The organism is Marinimicrobium locisalis (genome assembly GCF_039822625.1).
In the GTDB taxonomy this organism is placed as follows: Bacteria; Pseudomonadota; Gammaproteobacteria; order Pseudomonadales; family Cellvibrionaceae; genus Marinimicrobium; species Marinimicrobium locisalis.
In genome coordinates, this window is the sequence record NZ_JBDLLG010000006.1 from 71103 (window position 1) to 90146 (window position 19044).

Annotated in this window: 15 protein-coding genes, 1 pseudogene and 1 riboswitch; of the genes and pseudogenes, 5 read left to right on the forward strand and 11 right to left on the reverse strand. The window is 58.8% G+C overall.

Going from position 1 to position 19044, the window contains the following annotated elements; genetic code table 11:
- Window positions 1–119: 119 nt before the first annotated feature.
- Together AAE514_RS05695 and AAE514_RS05700 are read right to left on the reverse strand one after the other, a co-directional pair.
- Complete coding sequence (locus tag AAE514_RS05695) at window positions 120–2780, reverse strand: nitrate/nitrite transporter (RefSeq protein ID WP_347330557.1); 2661 nt, start codon at window positions 2778–2780, stop codon at window positions 120–122.
- 138 nt (window positions 2781–2918) lie between these two features.
- On the reverse strand, window positions 2919–4454 hold the full coding sequence (locus AAE514_RS05700; RefSeq protein ID WP_347330558.1) for a hypothetical protein: 1536 nt from the start codon (window positions 4452–4454) through the stop codon (window positions 2919–2921).
- Between the two features lie 244 nt (window positions 4455–4698).
- On the opposite strand from AAE514_RS05700, the gene narL reads away from it, so the two are divergent.
- Both narL and moeA read left to right on the forward strand, forming a co-directional pair.
- Entirely contained in the window at window positions 4699–5349 is a 651-nt protein-coding gene (gene narL / locus AAE514_RS05705) for a two-component system response regulator NarL (protein WP_347330559.1), read from the forward strand.
- Entirely contained in the window at window positions 5349–6572 is a 1224-nt protein-coding gene (gene moeA / locus AAE514_RS05710; RefSeq protein WP_347330646.1) for a molybdopterin molybdotransferase MoeA, read from the forward strand. Before narL ends, moeA begins: the two co-directional genes overlap by 1 nt.
- Before the next feature lie 55 nt (window positions 6573–6627).
- Here moeA and AAE514_RS05715 read toward each other — a convergent pair.
- From AAE514_RS05715 to trhP, 4 genes and pseudogenes are all read right to left on the reverse strand, one after another.
- Window positions 6628–8598: pseudogene (locus tag AAE514_RS05715) on the reverse strand (M56 family metallopeptidase); the annotation flags it as partial.
- A gap of 25 nt (window positions 8599–8623) precedes the next feature.
- Entirely contained in the window at window positions 8624–9043 is a 420-nt protein-coding gene (locus AAE514_RS05720) for a hypothetical protein (RefSeq protein ID WP_347330560.1), read from the reverse strand.
- Entirely contained in the window at window positions 9040–9429 is a 390-nt protein-coding gene (locus tag AAE514_RS05725) for a BlaI/MecI/CopY family transcriptional regulator (protein WP_347330561.1), read from the reverse strand. Before AAE514_RS05725 ends, AAE514_RS05720 begins: the two co-directional genes overlap by 4 nt.
- A gap of 269 nt (window positions 9430–9698) precedes the next feature.
- Window positions 9699–10976: a prephenate-dependent tRNA uridine(34) hydroxylase TrhP gene (trhP, locus tag AAE514_RS05730; RefSeq protein ID WP_347330562.1), complete on the reverse strand. Its 1278-nt coding sequence runs from the start codon at window positions 10974–10976 to the stop codon at window positions 9699–9701.
- Window positions 10977–11158: 182 nt separating this feature from the next.
- A riboswitch (molybdenum cofactor riboswitch) is annotated at window positions 11159–11311 on the forward strand.
- On the opposite strand from trhP, the gene moaA reads away from it, so the two are divergent.
- Together moaA and moaB are read left to right on the forward strand one after the other, a co-directional pair.
- Window positions 11300–12277 (forward strand): GTP 3',8-cyclase MoaA, encoded by a 978-nt coding sequence (moaA, locus tag AAE514_RS05735; RefSeq protein WP_347330563.1) that lies wholly within the window; start codon window positions 11300–11302, stop codon window positions 12275–12277. Its footprint overlaps the riboswitch before it by 12 nt.
- Window positions 12278–12325: 48 nt before the next feature.
- On the forward strand, window positions 12326–12841 hold the full coding sequence (gene moaB / locus AAE514_RS05740) for a molybdenum cofactor biosynthesis protein B (protein ID WP_347330564.1): 516 nt from the start codon (window positions 12326–12328) through the stop codon (window positions 12839–12841).
- A gap of 290 nt (window positions 12842–13131) precedes the next feature.
- On the opposite strand, the gene AAE514_RS05745 is transcribed toward moaB, so the two are convergent.
- From AAE514_RS05745 to ubiU, 5 genes are all read right to left on the reverse strand, one after another.
- Window positions 13132–13506, reverse strand: coding sequence for a putative zinc-binding protein (locus AAE514_RS05745; protein ID WP_347330565.1), 375 nt, complete (start codon window positions 13504–13506; stop codon window positions 13132–13134).
- Window positions 13507–13634: 128 nt separating this feature from the next.
- On the reverse strand, window positions 13635–14297 hold the full coding sequence (locus AAE514_RS05750; RefSeq protein WP_347330566.1) for a TSCPD domain-containing protein: 663 nt from the start codon (window positions 14295–14297) through the stop codon (window positions 13635–13637).
- 3 nt (window positions 14298–14300) lie between these two features.
- Window positions 14301–16439: an adenosylcobalamin-dependent ribonucleoside-diphosphate reductase gene (locus tag AAE514_RS05755; protein WP_347330567.1), complete on the reverse strand. Its 2139-nt coding sequence runs from the start codon at window positions 16437–16439 to the stop codon at window positions 14301–14303.
- Window positions 16440–16498: 59 nt separating this feature from the next.
- Window positions 16499–17383, reverse strand: coding sequence for a U32 family peptidase (locus tag AAE514_RS05760; protein WP_347330568.1), 885 nt, complete (start codon window positions 17381–17383; stop codon window positions 16499–16501).
- Between the two features lie 11 nt (window positions 17384–17394).
- Complete coding sequence (ubiU, locus tag AAE514_RS05765) at window positions 17395–18390, reverse strand: ubiquinone anaerobic biosynthesis protein UbiU (protein WP_347330569.1); 996 nt, start codon at window positions 18388–18390, stop codon at window positions 17395–17397.
- A gap of 109 nt (window positions 18391–18499) precedes the next feature.
- Between ubiU and ubiT the strand changes: the two genes are divergently transcribed.
- Window positions 18500–18985 carry a ubiquinone anaerobic biosynthesis accessory factor UbiT gene (ubiT, locus tag AAE514_RS05770; RefSeq protein ID WP_347330570.1) on the forward strand — a complete coding sequence of 162 codons (486 nt, stop codon included), beginning with the start codon at window positions 18500–18502 and terminating at the stop codon, window positions 18983–18985.
- Window positions 18986–19044: the final 59 nt, after the last annotated feature.

Consider the following 19044-nt stretch of genomic DNA (forward strand, 5'->3'; position numbering starts at 1 on the left):
GTCTTGGTCCTTCATAATGACGCTCCCGAATAGCGATGGCAACTGGCGAGGTGAAAGGCACTAGGACAAGGATAAGCGCGGCCTCCCCCTCCCCAAGAGAGAGCCCGCGCGCGCTCATCTTAGCAAGGCACCTCCGCATTGCGCCGGGCGTAGTACCACCAAGTAACCAACAGGCAACTGACGTAGAACACCACAAACCCGATCAGCGCCGCGCTGACGCCCCCGGTCAACTCAAACGAGGTGCCGTATGACTTGGGAATAAAAAAGCCACCGTAGGCGGCAATGGCGGAGATGAAGCCCACCACCGCGGCCGCTTCCCGGTTGCCCTCCACTTGCGCCTGCTCGGTATCGCCCAGGGCACGCTGACGCAGGGTGAGGAACATGACCGGCACCATGCGGAAAGTGGAACCGTTAAGAACACCGGAGGCAACAAACAGCACCAGGAACATGCCGAAAAAGCCCCAAAAGCTACCCGCACTCTCGTCGCTGGGCAGAAAGTGCAGTACGCCAAAGACACCGGCAATCATTACGCCGAAAGCCCACAGCGTCACGCGAGCACCACCCAGTTTATCGGCAATCAGACCACCCACCGGACGGGCCAGCGCCCCCAGCAACGGGCCGATAAAGGCAAACTTGGTGGGGTCGACATCTTTAAACAACATGCCCGAGAGCAGCGGAAAGCCAGCGGCAAAGCCGATAAAACTGCCGAACGCGCCCATATACAACCAACACATCAGCCAAGTGTGTTTACGCTTAAAGATGATCGACTGTTCACGAAACGAGGACTTGGCCGAAGCGATGTCGTTCATCCCGAACCAAGCGGCCACCGCTCCAATGAGAATGAACGGCACCCAGATCAAGGCCGCGTTTTGAATCCACATTTCCCGTCCGGCATTCATTCCCTCTTGCACCACCAAAGGGTCACCACCGAAAGGCCCGAGCACACTCGCGGCAATCGCCAGCGGCGCGATCAACTGCATCCCCGACACCCCGAGGTTGCCCAGACCAGCGTTCAACCCCAGAGCCCCGCCTTTTTCGGCCTTTGGGAAGAAGAAGCTGATATTGGCCATGCTGGAGGCAAAGTTACCGCCACCAAAGCCGCACAATAGGGCCAGAATCAACATCACCAAATAGGAGGTGTCGGTATTTTGCAGCGCGAACCCGAGCCACAGACATGGCAGTAGGAGGGAAGCGGTAGAGATAGCCGTCCAGCGGCGGCCGCCAAAAATCGGCACCATAAAGCTGTAAAAAATACGCAGCGTGGCACCGGAGAGCGCCGGCAATGCCGCCAACCAGAACAGTTGGCCAGAGCTGTAAGGGAAGCCCAGTTGGGGCATTTTCACCACCAGGATGGACCAGATGGACCAGACCGCGAACGCCAGGAACAGGTTGGGAATGGAGATCCACAAGTTGCGCCGAGCAATCTTTTTGCCCTTCTCCTCCCAAAAGGTTTTATCTTCCGGCCGCCAGTCTTCCAATACAAACGCATCGGGTGTGGAGAACTCCGGCAAATCGGTAACGTCTTTTCCGCTGGCCCATTCGCGACGCTCTGCCAGGCGAATGGCGTAGTGCATCCAGACCAGCGCCGCCCCGGAAATAACGAACAGCAGCATAAACGCACTTTGCCACACGCCGATCACATCGTTGAGCATGCCGAAGGTCAAGGGCAGGAAAAAACCACCCAAGCCGCCGATCATACCGACAACACCACCGACCACACCGACATGAGTGGGGTAATAAACCGGAATGTGTTTAAACACCGCCGCCTTACCCAGGGACATAAAAAACCCGAGAATAAAAGTGAGAAGCACAAAGACTGGCAGGGTTAGCTCAAAGCTGAACTCCAACGTGCGATCCACCCCGAAAACGCGGTACTCGGTGGGCGGATAGCTAAGCAGAAAACAGCAAATGACAGAGGCAATCAACGTCCAATACATAACCCGACGCGCACCATAGCGGTCAGACATCCAACCACCAAGAACACGAAACAGTGACGCGGGAATGGTATAAAGCGCGGTGAGAATGCCGGCGGCGGCAATGCCCAGGCCATACACTTCCATCAAGTAATGGGGGAGCCACAACGCCAAGGCGACAAAGGCGCCGAATACAAAAAAGTAGTAGAGTGCAAAACGCCAGACCCGTATATCTCCCAGCGGCGCCAACTGCTGCCCCAGGGTGGTGAGTTCGGAGCGGCGCTCGGCCAGCCCCGGATCGGCTTTGGCAAACACAATGAAGCCTACGCCCATCACGGCAATCACAACCGCATAAACCTGCGCGGTAAGCTGCCAACCGAGCGCCAGTAGCAAAAAGGGCGCGCCGAAGTTGGTGAGGGCCGAGCCCACATTACCGGCCCCAAAAATACCCAGTGCCGTGCCCTGCTTGCCCGCCGGATACCAGGCGGAAGTGTAAGCCACACCCACGATAAAAGAGCCACCGGCCAGGCCTACACCCAACGCCGCCAGCAACAGCAGGTAATAATTCTGCGCCAGGCTGACCAGTAGCACGGCAACACCGGTCGTGATCATCAGCAGGCCAAACACCCAGCGCCCATCGAAACGATCGGTTAGCACGCCGAGGAACAGGCGACTGATCGAACCGGACAGAATCGGAGTGGCCATGAGCAGGCCCAACTGAGTATCACTCAGCCCGAGCTCTTGCTTAATCTGAATACCGAGAATGGAAAAAATCGTCCAGACCGCAAAACACAGTGTGAACGCGAAGGTGGAAAGGAAAAGCGCGCGCCGCTGATCGCGGGGGGCAATGGCGCTGGCATCTAGCATGAGGCGTCTCCAGAGAATTATTAACCTGGCGGTAAAAACCCGACAACGTGTGAGGGTACTGGCGCCATACTAGAAATGATTGGCGCCTTTGCCTATTGAGCCGTTTAGGCACCACCTTCTACCCCTGAGTGAGTAGACTCAGGGATTATAGATAGAGGCGTGCCGTCGCAAGTAAAGCGCGCCGGCCACCAAAGCGCAAAGAAAATAATAGAGGCCAAAACCCAGAAAGGCCTGTTGCACGGCCTCATTTTTAAGCGCCCGCACCAGCGCCAGAGGGATGTAGGCCATGCCCAGGGTCGCCACAGACATCAGCCACACACTGGCACCGGGTCGCAATAACGGTGGAAATACTTTGGGCAATGCCTGCACCAGCGCCGCATGACTCAGCCCCGAGGCCGAAAACAGCCCCACCATGCCGAGCATATAACCGGCGAACTCATCCGGCGGGTAGGCCGACTCACCGATGCGCGCCAAGACACCGAACAGCCACCCGGCCCCCAGCGCCAACACCAGCATGGCGCTGGCCGCCACGCGAACGCCGCCCCAGCGGCGTGCCGCCCAACTGCCCAGGGGCCGCATTAGTATCGCCGCCATGGGTAGCATCCAGGCGTACAGAAATACTCCGGGGTAGCCAGCCCCCTCTTCCCCCGGGAGGCGAAACAACATAGAGGTTAGTAAGGGGAATACCAGCGTTAATCCCAGGAAGGTACCCAGACTGGCCACCCACAGGGCACTCATAATCCAAAGATGCCGGTGGGCCAACAACTGAGTGACCCGGTGGCGCTGGGCCGCCGGAGCCAACCCCAAACTAATGAGAACACACAGCGCCAGCAGCACTGGCAATACCACCTCAACGGGCACCCCCGCCGCTATACCACCGAGCGACACGGGAAGAATGACAGCGGCTCCGAGCGCCGAGACCAACAGGCCCAACCCGACGGTCAGGAGGGCCCTGGGCCATTGCGGTACCCTCAGGGGGACACCGCCGCGACCGATGACGTACCAGGCCGTTACCAGTACCCCACACACACCGGCCCAAAGCACCCCCGACCAGCCGAGCCAGACCGGCGCGCCCACCTCGACCCGGCCCAGAAAGTGGCTGGCACCGGATAGTAGTGGAGTGCCAGGCATGCCGACCAACGGCCAAAGCAGCGCATAGGGCACGACCAACAAGGTTGCCACCATGCCTAGATGCCCCACCAAGGAGGCGGTTTCCAGCTCATACTGGGTTTCGTCGTCGGTGGGCACGCCCGGGCCGCTCAATGCGGCCATACCGCCACCACCGAGCCCCACCAGTACACTCAAACCGGCCAAGCTGGCTCCAGAAGCCGCCCCAAACGCCAGAAGCCCCGCTACCACCAAGCTCACCAGCATGAGCAACAACAGCGCCCAAAACACCAGCGCGCGCCCAAAACCTGCCTGAAGCCAAAACCCCAGCGTGAGCCGCAGCACCGCCGCGGAGACACCGGTCAACGCCAGCAGCGTTAACAACTCCGAAACCGTCACGTCCGAACGGGTATGGGCCAAAAAGACCATAACCACCGAGGGCAACATCCAGATGCCAAAGGCACACAGCAACGCCCCGGTCAGCCACCCAAACGGCAGGGGCGCGGGCGCGGCTCCGAGAGTTGCCTCCGGAGGTTCGATGGGCGGCTGCGGGGGTAAGCTGGGCATACAGTCGGGTACCGGTACTCGAGTCTGAGGGGGGACGAGCGCGCGAGCCCCTACTATGCGGCTCGGCGCACCAACGCTCAATGCTCACTTGGAAATAGGAAAACCCTCCCGTACATCCCTTTGTAGGTACCCATAACGAACGGGTTGCGCCTCTCACTCCCCTGCGCTAGGCGCGGGCAACCCTTGCCAAAGCCACACTGGCCGCCGACAATGCTCCGGATACAAAAAATTGGGAGACACCGTCATGAGTCACGACGCAGCCAGCATCATGCTGGTGGATGATCACCCCCTGTTGCGCAAGGGGTTGCAACAATTAATAGAGCTGTCCGATGAGCTAGAGCTAATTGCTCAGGCCGGCAATGGCGCCGACGCCATAAAGCTGGGCGCCGAACTGGACCCGGACCTGATCCTGCTGGATCTTAATATGCAGGGCATGGACGGGCTGGAAACACTGGAAAAACTGCGGGCCGAGGGGGTTACCTCCCGGATCGTCATGCTCACCGTGTCCGACGCCGATGACGATGTCATCGCCGCCATCTCCCGGGGCGCGGACGGCTACCTGCTCAAGGATACCGAGCCGGAAGAGTTGCTCACCCAAATTGGTCGGGCGCTGGAAGGTAAAATGGTCATGAGCGAGGCGGTCACCCAGGCCCTGGCCACGGCCATTCGCAAGCCTCAGCCCAACAATGAGGCCAAGCTCGACAGCCTGACCGGGCGCGAACTGGAGATCCTCAAGCTGATCGCCAAGGGCCTGAGCAACAAGCTCATCGCCCGGGAATTGGACATCTCCGATGGCACGGTTAAGGTGCACGTTAAACACCTGCTGAAAAAGCTGGGGCTGCGCTCGCGCGTGGAAGCCGCCGTGTGGATGATCAACCAGGAAAAGAGTGAGTGATGGCCTGTTGTGACGAACCTCAACTGATTCCAGTGCGGGACGCCATTGCCCGCATGCAGGTGGCGGTACAGTCCGTTTCCGACACCGAAACCGTGGCGCTGCCCGACCTGCTTGATCGAATTACCGCCGAGCCGGTACGGGCCGGCTTTAATGTGCCCGGGTACGACAACTCCGCCATGGACGGCTACGCCCTGCGCGCGGACGATGCCGGGCAGCCGCTGATAGTAGTCGGGCAATCGCTGGCCGGCCACCGGTTTGAAGGCGAACTGCAACCGGGCCAGTGTGTGCGCATCATGACCGGCGCCACCATCCCCGCCGGCGCCGATGCGGTGGTGATGCAGGAAAACACCAAAGTGAACGGCGACAGCATCAAGGTTCTGAAGTCGCCTTCTGCCGGCGAAAACATTCGCCGCGCCGGGGAGGACATCAGCAAAGGGCAGGAAGTGTTCCCCGCCGGCTACCGTTTTGGCCCAATCGACCTGGCACTGCTAGCTTCTCTGGGCTTGGCGGAAGCGACCGTCCAACGTCGCTTGAAAGTCGCGGTACTGTCCACCGGCGACGAACTCACGCCGCCGGGACAACCCCTGAAAGACGGCCACATCTACGATAGCAACCGCTACGGCATTATCGCCATTCTTCAACGGTTGAACGTGGACGTTCTGGATCTGGGCCTGATTCCGGACCAACCCGACGCCATCCGGGCGGCGCTCGAACGCGCCGGCTCCGAGGCGGACGCGGTAGTCTCCAGCGGCGGCGTCTCCGTGGGCGATGCGGATTACGTGAAAGACATTCTGGGCGAGCTGGGCGAAATCGGTTTCTGGAAAGTCGCCATCAAGCCCGGCAAGCCCTTCGCCTTCGGGCACCTGGGCAGGGCCGTCTTTTTCGGTCTGCCGGGCAACCCGGTCTCCTCCATGGTAACCCTGCACCAGTTGGCGCTGCCGATTCTGCGCACCATGGCCGGCGAAGCCCCGGAACCGCCTCTGCAGATAACCGCCAAGGCCACCAGCGGCTACAAAAAACGCCCCGGCCGGCAGGACTTCCAGCGCGCGACCCTGCGCTGTGTCGACGGCGAAAACCAAGTTGGCAGTAACGGCGCCCAGGGCTCGGGGGTATTGACCTCGTTCCTCGGCGCCAATGCTTATACCGTGCTGGAAGCGGAGCGGGGCAAAGTCGAGGCAGGGGAGTTCGTGACCGTCATTCCCTTTGACCGGTTTATTACCTGAACCCAAAAAAATCCCGGGGCAAGCCCGGGAAAAGCGCTAGGGTTTAGCGTTCTAACTAACGGGCGGCGAGGTCGGAATGGTTTTCGACCAGTTGCTCGAATACGCCCTCCCATTGCTCGCAATGAGTTTCATAGCCGTATAGCGATACCGGCTGCGTCACCACTTCATAGCCATCCGGGCGCTCAATGCCCTCACACACCTCGGCGACCTGAGCGACTGCCTCAGTGACGGACTGCTCTTCAATAATCAGGTCAAACAGTTTTTCAGAGTCGTCCTTGTGAGCGGGGTAGATGTTCACCCCATTAACGTCATTGGCCCAAACGAATATCGAGTGGTGTGCCACTTCCAAGGCATCGCGATCCGGGTCCTCGACTGCGTCCAACAAAAACTCAACACGCGTTTTCTGGTATATGTTCGCAAAATACTCTTTTTGTCGTTCACCAATAGCGACTCCCTCCTGCAAAGACCAGGCCAGGAAGTGGCGCTTAATGTGCTCGTCTTTATAGAGATAGTCATGCAGATTACTCGGCAATTTCGCCAGCTTGGCCTCAAGCTCTCTTTCGATTTTTTTTGCATAGGGCGATTCCTTTGAATTCATAAAATTTAACAGTCGGCTGCCGGTGTAGCGGCTTCGGGCCGGGTGAAAGGCCACCTCCAGCACGCCGCCTTGAGAAACCCGGAAGCCAGATAAGGCGTCGACCGTATTCGCCTGCTCTCCCCGTTCTAGATGGGTCAAGCTCTCGCCGTCCATCCAAACTTGATAAAAATCATCAACGGTGACAAAGGAGCTCACCTGATTGGAGCTGGCGTCGTCGTTATAGGACAGGTGAGACATCTGCCCGACGAAGATCCCGCCATCTTCAAAGTCGCTCCGGCCAAGCCTCCGATTAAGGGCAACCTCGTTAACGGCATCCCCCTTCTTCATCACCAAAATCACACCTTCACTTCCGAGATGACGCAGCACAAAAGACCCCACTTCGAGCTCATGGCTCGGCCCCTGCTTCAACTCATGGAGCACCGCTACCGGAATCTCGGCCTCCATTCGGCCACTGTCGAAGCGGGTAAAACGAACAGGGTTCGGATGATCGCCGACCCTTCTCTCTTGCTGCTCTGCGATGGAATCTTCGCCTTTCAATGCGTTGATAAAGTGGCCGTAATTCTGTTCAAACCATAGCTGGCGAACTTCCAGCCACTCGGGTTCTTCCAAGTGGGCAAAGTACTCCACGCGCTCCATGTCCTGATAGCTTTCCCGCCACAAGGCCTCCCTAAAATAGCGAGCAAAGGCCTCCCGCTCTGTCTCCGACAATGCTTGATAGTCGTCAGTGGGTTTCAGCGTGGTCACAATATGACGCTCATCCCCCGTTTCGGTCACTTGGTTTTTAAAGGTCTCAATAAGCTGCCCGACCGATACATCATCCAGGGTGTCGATCTCCGGGTATTGGGCCTCCGCCTGGGAGTGAACACTTAGAAACAGGCCCAGAGCCAACAGTAGCAGGCTCGACAGCACGCCCTCGAACGAACGAGCGGATGCGGTATCGGTTTCAAACAGACGCCGGATTCGCGCCAAAAGGTAGTGGTGTTTTCCATTTACAGCCATGGTGAGTTCTCCATCATTGGAAGCCGAGGGACCCATGGTGATTGAGGAGAAACGGGTCAGGGTCTCGGCGTAAAAGATCCGGCTTTTACAACCGTCAGCGGCAATATCGTCACAGGCGTTTTCCCGCTCGCGATCGATCTGCGCGCTAATCCAAAGCACGGGCCAGTTAAAGAAATACAGGGTTTTGATCAGGCTCTGAACCAAGCCCACCAAGTAGTCATTGCGCCGGATGTGGGCCAGTTCGTGCAGCAGAATCGCTTCCAGTTCTTCCGGGGTTAGGCGGGTCAGCAGGGCGGCGGGCATAAGAATGGCGGGCTTGAGGTGCCCCACCACGCAGGGCCCCACCACCTGTTCGGCGAGTCTCAAGGCGACGGCGCGACGGACGCCCATGCCCCGTGCCAATACCTCGACCCGCCGCTGCCAACCCGGTTCGGCCGATCGACTGAGCCGGGTTTTAAGACGGTGGCAATGGAAAACCCCAACCGCAGTAACGCGTCAGAAATAAGGTGAACCCTACCAACCAAAGCAGGACGACCTGCGGCATATGGCGATTTAACCAGAGCGCGAACGACTCCCAAGAGAACACGGGGCCGGAGTCGGCCAATGCGGCCTCCGTCGAGGGCTTCGCCGCTTCGGTCAAGGCCGCTTCAACCAGCAGGGAGTAACGGCTGTAGGTCAGCACCGCGAGCACCAATACCAGCCCCAGTGCCGCCACCCCACACAAGTACCGGGCATTGGCCGACCAACGGGGCGTGGCCGCCAACACCAGTGCCAGCAACGCCGCCACCAAGGCGCCCTGCCATAATGAGTGCAGCAGAGTCCAACCCAGCGCGTAGATAAAGGCCGTACCCAACCACTCCGCCAGCCAGCTCATGACTTGTCCTCCTCAATCCGGTCGAGGTAATCGCGTATTTCATCCAACTCTTCGCGGGAAACTTTTTTGTTGCCCAGCAGGTGCATCATCATTCGGCTGGCCGAGCCGGCAAAGGTGGCGTCAACAAAGGTGTTTAACAGGGAGCTTTTCGTGCTCTGCTCATCCACCAACGGGTAATAGACGTGGCTGCGTCCCTCCCGGCGCCGTCCCAGCAGCCCCTTTTGGTGCATCAGCTGCATGAGCTTGAGCGTGCCGGTGTAGCCGACCGAGCGGGTGCCGCCGAGGGCATCGTGTATTGTCTGGGCGGTGGCTTCCTCCCGCTCCCACAGCTGTTCAAGAATTTCCATCTCCGAGCGGGTCGGCGTCGGTTGCGGGGATTGGGGCATGGCACTCTCCTATTTACGAAGTGTTTCGTACTTATTCTACGAAACTTTTCGTAATTTGGAAGGAAGGATTCTCAATAGCACAAGGGAGTGATCATGCGGATTGGTTATATAGATGGATGACGACCTCACAAGCGTCCGTCCCACCCTCCACGTCCGTAGGGCGAATAAGCGAAGCGCATCCGCCATCGCGAAGCGTCACCCTTTACTTCAGCTTCACGTCTGCCAATGAATGATGCGCCTTCGGCTCCGAAGCGTCGGGCCAATCCGCCTTACAGCAAGTTTTTGACCAGTAGGGCCGTGGCGGGATCACAGTCAACCGGCAGTTGGAGGCGGACCCGATGACCGGAGCCGGGGGCTCGGTCGATCGGCGAGTCGTTCTTGTCCCGAAGGGCTTGTAGCTCGAAGGCGTGGTTGCCCTTGGGGGTAAGCAGGCACAGTCGCTCGCCGACGGAGAAGCCGTTTTTGGCTTCAACCTCGTACCAGTGGCCTGTTTGCCCACTCAACTTCTGCACAGGCTCGGCGACCCACTGCTGGGCACCGTTGTGGTGCGCCCGTTCCAGATTCTGCAGGGTTTCCGGGCGGGCGTGGCGGTCCAGCAGCCCGGCGGTATAGCCACGGTTGGCCAGGCCTTCCAAGTCCCCCAGCAGCGCCGGATCAAACGGTCTGCCCGCCGCAGCGTCGTCAATGGCCCGGCGGTAGACTTGGGCGGTGCGAGCCACGTAGTAGGGCGACTTGGTGCGCCCTTCAATTTTAAGCGAATAAACGCCCATCCGGGTCAGTTGCTCCACGTACTCCACCGCGCGCAGGTCCTTTGAGTTCAGGATGTAACTGCCGTGCTCGTCTTCGTCCATGGGCATCAGCTCGCCGGGGCGGGTTTTATCCTCGATGACCACCGGTTCCCACTGCCCGACTTCGTCTTCCCGGGCGGGCTTGGCCTCGTATTTCCAACGGCAGGCGTTGGTGCAGGCGCCTTGGTTGGGGTCCCGGTGGTTAAAGTAGCCCGAGAGCATGCAGCGCCCGGAATACGCCATGCACAGAGCACCGTGGACGAATACCTCCAGCTCCATGTCCGGCACTTGCTCGCGAATTTCACCGATCTCCTCAATGCCCAGCTCCCGAGAGAGAATAATCCGCTCAATGCCCTGCTCCTGCCAGAACTTGACCGCCGCCCAGTTGACCGTATTGGCCTGGACCGATAAGTGCATAGGTATTGTCGGGAAGTGCTGTCGCACCAGCCAGATGACCCCCGGGTCCGACACAATCAGCGCATCCGGCCCCAGTTCGACCAACGGAGCCAGATGCTTGACCAAGGTGCGCACCTTGTTATTGTGCGGCGCGACGTTGGTGACCGCATAAAAGCGTTTACCCAGAGCACGGGCCTCGCGAATACCCCGGTCCATGGTCTCCGGGTCAAAGCTGTTGTTGCGCACCCGCAGACTCATCCGCGGCAGGCCGGCGTACACAGCGTCGGCGCCGTAGGCAAAGGCCAGGCGCATGGCACGCAGGCTCCCGGCGGGGGACAACAGTTCGGGGGCGGGCTGGCTCATGGGACAAACATCCTCTGACAACAGACAACAGGAAAGAAAAACGCGACATACTAGCGACAGGCCCCGCGCCGGTGCTTGATCTCGCTCAAATTAGCACCATATTGAGCCAGGCCTACCCAACAAGGGGTAGAAGGGTTATACCTAGGGGCCATAAACAAACGGTGTTTTTTGCGCTAGACTTAACCACACACTCACACCGAGCCCGCTCGCCTAAGGCAATGCTAAGGTCACCGGGCCGTTACCCCTCGTTCAACCGAGCGAGCGAGGGTAACCAGGGTCGTTCGGGAAACCGGGCCGCCTCCCGTGCTTGGAAAGGTGTCTCTATGCTGACTGACTCTTTTGATCGGCGCTTTAGTTATTTGCGTCTGTCCATTACCGAAGTCTGCAACTTCCGTTGCGACTACTGCCTACCGGAGGGCACCGATTGCGGCCCCGAGGCCCGGGCCCACGACCTATCCTATGATGAAATTCGTCGGCTGGTGACGGCGTTTGCCCGGCTGGGGATGCGCAAGATCCGCATTACCGGCGGTGAGCCCTCTCTGCGCAAAGACCTGACGGACATCATCGCGCTGTGCAAGCAAACGCCGGGCATTGAAACCGTCGCGCTGACCACCAACGGTTACCGCATGACAAAAGATGTGGATGATTGGTATGCGGCCGGGCTGGATGCGGTCAACGTCAGCATCGACAGCCTGGACCACGCCAAATTCAAGATGATTACCGGGCACAACAAGCTCCAGAAAATTCTCGAGGGGCTGGACCGGGCCGCCGAACTCGGTATTCCCAACATTAAAGTCAACAGTGTGCTGATGAAGCACTACAACGACGATGCCATGGACGATTTCTTGGACTTTGTCCGGGAGCGTCCGATAACGCTGCGAATGATCGAGCTGATGCAGACCGGGGACAACCCCGAGTTCTTTGAACGACACCACTTGAGCGGCGATGTGGTCATCGACCGGCTGCGCCAGGAAGGGTGGCAGGAAAGGTTGCGCGGCCGGGACTCCGGACCCGCCCGGGAGTTCTGGCACCCGGATTACGCCGGCGGCATCGGTATGATTATGCCCTACAGCAAAGACTTCTGTGCCACCTGCAACCGACTGCGGGTTTCGAGCCAGGGCCAGCTGTTTCTGTGCCTGTTTGTGGACGAGCACCAAAGCCTGCGCCACCTGTTGCAGTCGGATGATCCCGAGCCCGTCATGGCCTTCCTGCAAGAAGCCATCAAGGGCAAAGACTACAGCCACCACTTACACGAACAAAACGCCGGCGCCACCAAGCACCTGGCCATGATTGGCGGTTAAACCACCGCCTTTCAGTAACGCCCTCTTTTCATTACGGAGCAGTTTCCCATGGCGCACGCCTTACCCAAAGAAAAAGAACCTCTGAACATAGCGGTATTAACCGTTTCGGATACCCGGTCCTACGAGAACGATACCTCTGGTCAATACCTGGTGGATGCCCTTCAGGAAGAAGGCCACCAGCTCGCGGACCGAGCGCTGTTGAAGGATGATATTTATCAGATTCGAGCCCAGGTATCGGCCTGGATTGCGGATTCAAAGGTGCAAGTGGTGCTGATTACCGGCGGCACCGGTTTTACCGATAGAGACTCCACTCCGGAGGCGATGAAGCCCCTTTTCGATAAAGAAGTGGAAGGGTTTGGGGAGATGTTCCGGCAGATCTCCTGGGAGGAAATTGGCACTTCCACGATTCAATCCAGGGCGCTGGCGGGGTTGGCGAACAAGACATTGATTGCCTGTTTGCCGGGCTCTACCGGGGCGTGCCGAACCGGGTGGACGAAGTTGTTGCAACCGCAGTTGGATGCCCGGCAGGGGCCGTGTAATTTTGTGGGGCATTTGAGGCGGTAACGAACTCGGCGGTCTATAGGGCCAGGTCAGATAAGGGCGCGTCGTCGTGTTGAGCCCCGCCTGAGTAACACAGCCGTATAAGTCACGCCCGGGCCGTAAAGGAGAAGGCCTTTCAAGACACGCCGTACATACCTGACGTGAAGGGAGTCACTAATGCCGCGATGGCAGGGATGCCAAGGAGCGGCCCTGTAGGCTCGAATCGCGGGTCCCCCGCTCCACGGTCTTGAAAGGCCTTCTCCTTCACGTCCCTCTGTGCCAGCGTGAAGCTAAGGGGTATGCGTGACCGTGAACTACTCCCCTGTCGCAATAATCCCCAACTTGTTATAAACACTGTGCAGTACGTCGTAGTGCTCTTGCATGGAGCAGGCTTCACGATTTCGCTTTTTAACCCCCAGCCGCGTCAATTCAATATGCCATTTCGGCGTCACGCCGTGGCGGGCGAGAGAGTGTTTAACGCAGGCGAGCGGACAGCCGTCAATGGCACAGATATCCCGGCCGGATTTGGCGACTTTAACCAGGCTAGGCACGTCGCCGCCTACCCCGGCGATACAAGACATGTCCGCGTGCCCTTCCCGGTCCATTACCACGGCGATGTCATTCGCCAACTGGGCCACGTTGGAGCGTCCCGAGCAGGCGTAAACTAGCGGTTTTTGCGTCTCGTCCATCGTCTTGCTCCCAAACCAACAGCATGAGACGCCTACTTTACTATCACCGCTTTCCGTCGCCTTGACGCAAATCAACTGGGAGTGTTTTTTACTTTCCCCCGTTTAATGACGTCACTGGACCGACTCGATTAACCGCATTTAGAGGCCCCGCAGTTCAAGCAGGTTTTACAACCGTCCATGACGATGACCGCCTTGGTATGACACTTCAAACACAGGGTTGCGGTAGGCGGAAACTCCTCGCTGGTATGCTCAATGCGATGCTTCTGTTCGTACTCGATTTGCTTTTCGTGCAACACCTCTTTTTGCGCCTCGGAAAGCGCCTCTTCCTCAATCAGCCCGATGCGTTTCATGTGGGTTTCAATGGCGTCGCCGATTTCCGCCACCAGTGAGGGCATAAAGCGGCCGCCGGACTTAAAGTAACCACCCTGGGGATCAAACACCGCTTTGAGCTCTTCCACCAGGAAGGTCACATCGCCGCCTTTGCGGAAAACGGCTGAAATGACCCGCGTCAGAGCCACCACCCACTGGAAGTGTTCAAGGTTTTTTGAATTGATAAAGACCTCGAAAGGACGGCGCACTTCGTGGTCCGTGCCTGGGTTTAACACCACATCGTTGATGGTGATGTACAGGGCGTGGTCGGACAAAGGCGTCTTAATTTTGTAGGTACTGCCTTCCAGAGTTTCGGGGCGCTCGAATTTCTCGTGCATCCGCTCGATGTCCGGCTCTTTTTCCGGTTCGGGCTTTTTAATGGAAAAACCGGTGATCTTTTTGTCGATGACTTTGGCATTCATAATTTAAAACTTCCCGTAGTAGCCTTCTTTCAGCGCTTCGTACAAATTCGCGGCGGTGTGCATTTCACCGTCGTACTCCACCTCTTCGTTGCCTTTGAGCTCCACCTTTCGGCCGTCTTCCAGTTCAAATACATAGGCGGTATTTTCCAGGTCGTGGTCCTTAACCAGCACGCCCTGAAACGCCTCCGGATTAAAGCGGAAGGTCGTGCAGCCTTTTAGCCGTTTTTCATAGGCATAGAGGTAAATATCCTTGAACCGCTCGTAAGCAATTTCGGTTGGCACGTTGATGGTTTTGGAAATAGAGGAATCAATCCATTTCTGAGCGGCCGCCTGTACGTCTACGTGTTGCTCCGGGGTAATCTGGTCAGACACCACAAAGTACTCCGGCAAACCGGTTTCCCCGGGCTGGGGGTAGGGCTTGGCCTTGGGTTCCACCAGCTGGCGATAGCGCAACAGTTCGTAGGAAAACACATCCACTTTTTCCTTGGACTTCTTGCCGCTGCGAATCACATTGCGGGCGTAATGGTGCGCAAAACTCGGCTCAATGCCGTTGCTGGCGTTATTGGCCAGGGACAGAGAAATGGTGCCCGTGGGCGCAATTGAGGAGTGGTGGGTAAAGCGCCCGCCGGTTTCAGCCAACGCTTCCACCAGCTCCGGGTCTTCTTCGGCCACCTGCTGCATATAACGGCCGTAGCGGGTCCACAACACCTTGCCGGAGATTTTATCCCCCACCTTGTATTGCTCGGCCAGCTCGGGTTGTTTGGCCAGCATAATAGGCGTGACCTCAAAGGTTTCCTCCATAATCGGCGCGGGCCCCTTCTCTTTCGCCAGCGCCAGCGCTTCACGCCAGCCCGCCAGTGCCAGCTCTTTACTCACCTGCTCGGTAAAGGCAATGGAGGCGGGGCTGCCGTAGGGAATGGTGAGCATGGTCAGCGCCGAGCCCAGACCCAGAAAGCCCATGCCGTGGCGACGCTTGCGTTCAATTTCCCCGCGCTGCTCGGGCAGCGCAAGGCCGTTAATCTCCACCACGTTATCCAGCATTCGGGTAAAGATGGATACCAGCTTGCGGAACTTCTCCCAGTCAAACTCGGCCTGTTCGGTGAACGGGTGCTTTATGCACTGGGTCAGGTTCACCGAGCCGAGCAGACAGCTGCCGTAGGGCGGCAGGGGTTGCTCACCGCAGGGATTAGTCGCGCGGATGTCTTCGCAGAACCAGTTATTATTCCACTGGTTGACCCGGTCGATCAAAATAAAGCCCGGTTCGGCGAAGTCGTAGGTGGAGCGCATAATCTGGTTCCACAGCTGCCGGGCCGGAATTTTTTTGTAAACCTTGCAAGCCACTTCACCCTGTTCGTTGCGCAGGTACTTCTCGGCCAGGTGATCCAAACGGCGCCAGACCACCTGTTCCGGGTTGTCGCTATCCAACCCTTCGCGCTTGAGGTCATTCTCGGTAATAGGGAAACTCAACGGCCAGGTCGCATCGGACTTTACCGACTGAATAAAATCGTCGGTGATCAACAGTGATAGGTTAAACTGGCGCAGCCGCCCGGCCTCGCGCTTGGCGCGGATGAACTCGCTGACATCCGGGTGGTGAACATCGAAGGTGGCCATTTGCGCACCGCGCCGCCCACCGGCGGAAGAGATGGTGAAGCACATCTTGTCGTAGATATCCATAAACGACAGCGGCCCGGAAGTGTTGGCCCCGGCACCGGCCACGTAGGCGCCTTTGGGGCGCAAAGTGGAGAACTCGTAGCCGATGCCGCAGCCGGCCTTCAAGGTCAGGCCCGCCTCGACATTCTTTTGCAGAATGTCCTCCATGGAGTCGCCGATGGTGCCGGAGACCGTGCAGTTGATCGTGGAGGTGGCGGGCTTGTAAGCCTGGGCGCCGGCGTTGGAGATGATGCGCCCGGCGGGGATCGCCCCGTTTTGCAGGGCCCACAAAAATTGCTCGCGCCAGTGGGCCTTGCGCTTGGGCTCGATCTCGGCCAGGGAGTCCGCCACCCGCTCCCAGGTGGCATCGATGGTTTGGTCCACCGGCTGGTCCTGATGATCTTTCAGGCGGTATTTCTGGTCCCAGATGTCTTGAGACGCCGGCTGTAGTTCGACCGCGGGGGCTATGGTGTCCTTGGATTGCTCTGTCATTCGTCGGCCTCTGTTCAAATTTTGTCGTGATTCATACAGCGCGCAATACGCCAGTTGCCTCAGTGGGCATCAACTTGCACGATACCGGCCATTTTATGCCAGTACCCGTTCACATCGTCGGGGCTACGACCGCCGGCGGCTTCTCCCCGGCTGGCGGCGCGAAAGCGCGCCAGCCAGTCCAGTGTGCCCTCGGGTTCGGGGCTGAGCCGAACCGCATCCACCAGGCCCGCCATGCCCGGAAGTTCGCCAATGAGGTTGTATCGGTCGCCGGACTGAGTCTGTATGCCATTGAGCACAAACAGCCGTTCGGCTTCCTGATTGTAAACGGGCCGGCCCGAGGGGTATTTGATGCAGCACAAGTCGCATTGATCTTTGGGACGATTTTCCGAGCGGGCGGTAAAACAGCGCGCCGACCAGGCCAGCGGCAAGTGCCCGAAACCAAAGACTTCGACCTCAAAGGTCGGGCGAATATCCTCAATGTCCGGATGGCTCAGTATTTGGGACAACCACTCCCGGGAGAGCTCCACGGGCATGAGCCAGCGTTGCATACCGAACTGTACCAACTGGCGCAGGGTCTGTGGGTTGTAGCAGTTAATCGCCGCACCGGCGACAAAGGGCAGACCGGCTTCGCGCAGCAAGCCCACGGCTCCTATATCGTTCGCCTCCACGGCAAACTCCCCGTTGTCGCAGTAACGGCGCAGCTCGCGCAGGTCCGCCGGAGATTCCAGCAAGGTCATGGATGATAGTACCACTTCCTTGCCCGCTTCGCGTAGCTGATGCGCCTGGGCCAAGTAGTCCTCAAGCCGCAACTCCCGTCGCTTGGGACAGACGGTTTCCCCCAGATAGACAATGTCCGCGTCCGACTGCGCCACCTGGGCGTAAAAGCGCTGTACTTGCTCTTTGGGCCAGAAGTACAAAATGGGCCCTACGCTTATTTTTAACATTGGATGTGCCCTCATCGCCAGCTCCTATGATAGGCCCCGATGGTGGTCTGGTGCCCCTCGGACAGTCCCGCCAGGGTACGGTCCCAGTCCCGATGGACCTGATAGCGCTCCGGGTCGTTGAGCAACCGATCAATCGCCTGGCGCCACACCCGTGTCACCTGGCCCACATAGGCGGGGCTGCGCTGTCGGCCCTCGATCTTCACCGCCTTGATGCCGTCTCTAAACAGCTCGGGCAGCAAACTCAGGGTGTTGAGGCTGGTGGGCTCCTCCAGGGCGTGATAGCGCTCCCCGTCCACTTCAAAGCGGCCCTTGCACAACGTTGGGTACCCGGCGTTTTCCCCACCGGCAAACCGGTCGATTAAGTAGCCGTTCAAACGGGATTCAAGCACGCCCCGGCTTTCTTCCCAGCGGACGAACTTCGCCGGCGAGCAAGCGCCGGAGTTATTGGGCGACTCCCCGGTCATATAGGAACTCAGATAACAACGCCCCTCCGCCATAATGCACAGGCTCCCAAAGGCGAACACTTCCAGCTCGGTGCTGACGGTGTGGGCCAGTGCGGAGACCTGCTGCATCGACAGTACCCGCGGGAGTACCACCCGGGTGACCCCGTAGGCCTGCCGATAGAACTCAACGGCCGCGGCATTGGTGGCCGAGGCCTGTACTGACAGGTGCCGCTCCACCTCCGGGTAACGTTCGGCGGCGTACGCCAACACGGCCATATCCGCCAGGATCAACACGTCCGCACCGGCCTTCACCGCCTCGTCCACGGCCATCTGCCAGCTTCCCCAGTCGGTGGGGTGCGCAAAGGTATTGATCGCCACGTGCAACCGCCGCCCCTGGCGGTGCACTTGTCGAGCCGCTTCGCGCAGCCCCTGGGTATCCAGGTTGAGGCCGGCAAAGTGCCGGGCATTAGTGTCGCCGCGCAAACCCACGTAAATAGCATCGGCGCCCTCTTTGAGCGCCGTTTTTAGTGCAGGCAAGCTGCCTGCCGGACAAAGTAATTCCACGATCTCATACCTCTTAGCGCCGTGTACCTCTTCGGGACGTGTACCTCTTCAGGATAAGTGGCGCGGCTACCAGGCTTTGGTAGCATGCCGATTTAGGAGGTGCCTCGTTATGTACGCCACTCAATCCCGCTCAACCACTTCTATAGCCCATGCTCAGCGCGCGGCGAGCTTGGCTCGCTGGGCCAATAAAACCCTTCCCCGGCCCGTGCGCCAGCAGGCCCTATCGATGGGCCTGAATCACGCGTTCAGCCAGCCTCTCCAGCAGGGGGAACTGGACTTTATGCGTGGTCGTCGTGTTCGTATTGTGGTCTCGGATATTCATCTGGCCTTCTCAATCACTCTACTTGGGCGGCGGCTATGCGTTTCGATGAAAGCGGTCGCACCGGATGTTACCTTCCGCGCGGAACTGCGCGACCTACTGAGTGTGATCGCCGGGCAGGTCGACCCGGACACGCTGTTTTTTCGTCGCAAACTCGCCATTGAAGGAAACACCGAACTGGGCCTGGCCTTGAAAAACTTTCTGGACAGTCAGGCCCCCGAAGAGCTGATGCCCGCACCGGTCTACCGGCTGGTGACCCACCTGGCCTCGACGTGAGGCGCCCCTACGCTCTCTGGGCTCGGCGTCAACGCTGGGAGCCTTGTCACCACTGAAAA